Annotated in this window: 2 protein-coding genes and 2 pseudogenes; all 4 read right to left on the reverse strand. The window is 49.9% G+C overall.

What is annotated here, in order from left to right; all coding sequences use genetic code 11:
• On the reverse strand, positions 1-803 hold an 803-nt coding region (murB, locus tag STRDD11_RS09880; RefSeq protein ID WP_128837316.1), incomplete at its 3' end, for a UDP-N-acetylmuramate dehydrogenase.
• Positions 804-908: 105 nt separating this feature from the next.
• Positions 909-1,824: pseudogene (locus STRDD11_RS09885) on the reverse strand (hypothetical protein).
• A 98-nt stretch (positions 1,825-1,922) separates the two neighbouring features.
• On the reverse strand, positions 1,923-2,789 hold the full coding sequence (thrB, locus tag STRDD11_RS09890; RefSeq protein WP_128837177.1) for a homoserine kinase: 867 nt from the start codon (positions 2,787-2,789) through the stop codon (positions 1,923-1,925).
• 1 nt (position 2,790) lies between these two features.
• A pseudogene (locus STRDD11_RS14585) lies at positions 2,791-3,377 on the reverse strand (homoserine dehydrogenase); the annotation flags it as partial.

Below are 3,377 nucleotides of genomic sequence, written 5' to 3' on the forward strand. Positions count from 1 at the left end.
GCCGTTCCCTGATCCACATTAATCATGAAGCCGGCATGCTTTTCAGAAACTTCGACACCGCCGATGCGATAGCCTTTGAGCCCTGCCTCGCTGATCAGCTGGCCAGCAAAGTGACCCAGCGGACGCTTGAAAACAGATCCGCAGGAAGGGTATTCCAAGGGCTGCTTAAGCTGCCGCAGGTGCGTCAGACGCTCCATCTCCTGACGGATGGTCTTATGGACGCCGGGAGCCAGAGCAAACTTGGCAGAAATGACGATGTCCCCCGTCTCCTGCACCAGCGAATGGCGGTAGCCAAATTTCATATCGCGGGCCTCCAGAGTCTGGACCTCTCCCTCAGGTGTCAGGACCTTGCAGGAAAGCAGGATATGTGCTATTTCGCCGCCGTAGGCTCCTGCATTCATGAAGACCGCTCCGCCGATGCTGCCGGGAATGCCGCAGGCAAATTCAAAGCCGGTCAGACTGTTGTGCAGAGCGATATGGGTTGTCTCAATCAGATTGGCTCCTGCTTCAGCCTCAATCGTATAGCCATCCACCGCTACGCTATTGAGTTTGTCAAACATAATGACGAAACCGCGAATGCCGCCGTCACGGACAATGATATTGCTGGCATTGCCTAAAACCAGCCAGGGAAGCCCTTCCCGATTGGCGAATTTGACCACTCGGGCCAGCTCATAGCGATTGCGCGGAAAAACTAAAAAGTCAGCGGCACCCCCGACCTTTGTATAGGTATAATGACTCAAGGGCTCATCAAAGCGAATGTCAATCCCCTGCAATTCAGCGTTTATTTTTTCTAGGTTCTGCATGATTTTCTCTCTTTTATAAACAAAATACACTCTATTATAACAAAAAATTATCCCATTTACGATAGATGAAAGAAAAAAAGCTGAGATGGTCAGCTTTTTCTGTTTTTATAATTTTCTTGTCACATAGCGCTGTGTCTGATGAGAGAGGGCACTGGAGATGCTTCCGAAAGCGCCGGCTCCGGTAAAGACATAGAGCAGGATGATGTTAAACCAGTAATTATCCGGGAACTGACCGCTGAAGATCATTTCATTGACAAATGTGAAAGCGTCAAATACATTGGCATCTGGATATTCTCGCAAAATCAGCAAGGCATAGTCCAGCTGATTTGCCCCAAAAATCACAATTATCATAAGGACAACACTGATGATGATACCGGTCCTAGATAGTTTCTTCCCCAGCAGCTCATAGCCCTTGATGGTACAGAAGCCCATGGCAAGCCCAGCAGCAAAAGCCACATAGCCCATCTGAGCAAGCAGCAGAATCAGCGCACCGCCAATCAAGCTTCCGATAAAGGCGCCGACAATACCGCCCACGATATTTTCCTTTTGATTGTCATAAGTCTGATTATCCAGCGACAGACCTGAGCTGAGCTGGCTAAAGCTTTCCGGTGACAGAATGAGGAGATTGCCTCCCAGCTGATAGACATCAATCTGGCCCGTCTCGCCGCTTTGCTCGCAGACATTGCTAAAGCCGCGCTCTCTGAGGAAGGCCACGGCTTTCTGCACACCTTGGATGATATTTGCCTTGGTTTTCTCCTTGGTCATTCCTGCCTTGACAGAACAGGTCAGCTTATAATGATTGATCAGACTGCTGGTCAGGACCTTTGAATCCTTGGTCAGCTCCCTGAAAGCATCTGGTGACGAAAGAGCATCGCCTTCTCTAACGGAAAAACAAAGACGGTACTGTTTATTCTCAATATAAAGGGTGTAGCCGTCCTTCTGGCCGAAAAAGATCTGGCGAAGATTCATCAAACTGAAGGCCCAGCTCATCGGACCAAGCCTGCAGCTCAATCCGGTTCATAAAATACATATCCTCCTTAAGTACTAGAACTAGTATAACATACTTACTTCTAAAAAAAGATAGACCATAAAAAGAGCCGGCTGCCCAGCTCTTTGTGCTTATTTTTCCACGCGGACGCCCCGGCTGTCTACCTGAAGCTGGTAAACCTGACCGTTTAGCTTCTGCTCCTTGAGCAGGCGATAGATTTTCTCAGTTTTATGCTTAGGCGCCAGCACCATAACAGTCGGGCCCGCACCGGAAATATAGGTCGCATAAGATCCTTGCTTTCTGGCTAAAAACTTGATGTCAGAAAACTCCTTGATTAGAGGCTGGCGGTATTTCTCATGAAAGCGGTCTGACTCGATAGCCCGGCCGGCTGTTCGCATATCGCCTTTGAGCAGGGCAGCCACAGCCACATTGGCGATGGAGCTAGCGGCCACTGCTTCCTTGTAAGACAGGCGGTTGGGCAGAACCCGGCGGCTGTCAGCAGTCCTCAGCTCATAATTAGGGACATAAGCGATAAAACCAGCCTCCGGAAACTTGGAAACAACTGCAGAGACTTTGTTTTTAAAGGCGCTGGAAATAACCAAGTTGCCATAAATAGCTGGAGCAACATTGTCCGGGTGCCCCTCAATCTTGGTAGCGATTTTCAGCTTTTCATAGTTGGACAGATTGAGCTGGCCCAGCTGATTAGCTAGCTCAATTCCCGCTACGATAACCGAACTGGACGATCCCAGACCGCGGGCCAGCGGAATATCGCTGACCATTTTCAGGCGGTGCGGGCGGATATCCGGAGCCAGCTGCAGGGCAATCTTAATCAGCAGATTGCGACTGTCTGTCGGGATTCTGGGATTGAGATCATGCTCAATGAGCCAATCTTCCCTTTCTTCCAGAAGCTCGATTTCCAGGTATTTGGAGACCGCCACCCCGACGGAATCAAAACCGGGACCGATATTGGCACTGGTTGCCGGTACGATAATTCTCATTTTAATCTCCTAATACTTTAAAGGTATTGAGCAATTCAAAGTCAGCTGCTTCCTTCAGCTGAGCGCTGACATGCTCCAGCTGGGTCTTGCTGACAGCGTGCGTGATGATAACGACACGAGCCTTTTCGCCGTCTGTGCCTTGCTGCAGGATTTGCTTAAAGGAGACATCTTCACTGTTAAAGATTTCTGCCAGACGCAGGACCTGTCCCTTGGAATCTGGAGCCAAAATAGAGAAATAATAGCTGCTCTTGACGTCCTGAGGCTGGGCCAGTACCAGCTCACGGCTGTATTCATTAAAGGCCTTGCCGATAGTTCCTTCGCTGAGACGGCGGGCAATACGGACAATATCTGCGACAACACTGGTTGCAGTCGGTTTTTGTCCCGCTCCCGGTCCGTAGTACATTGACTCGCCGATGCCGATTGACTCAACGAATACGGCATTCATTACTCCATTAACACTGGCCAGCGGGTGCTCCTTGGGCAGAAAAGTAGGAGCCACTTCTGCTGCAATTCCTGACGGTGTTTCTTCGATAGAGCCGACCAGCTTCACCACATAGCCTAGCTCCTGAGCGGCAGCCACATCTTCTG

Source organism: Streptococcus sp. DD11, assembly GCF_001578865.1.
Taxonomy (GTDB): domain Bacteria; phylum Bacillota; class Bacilli; order Lactobacillales; family Streptococcaceae; genus Streptococcus; species Streptococcus panodentis.

Coding starts and splice junctions, on each gene's coding strand:
- thrB (WP_128837177.1), bottom strand. CDS start 2,789: ATGAGAATTATCGTACCGGCAACCAGTGCCAATATCGGTCCCGGTTTT.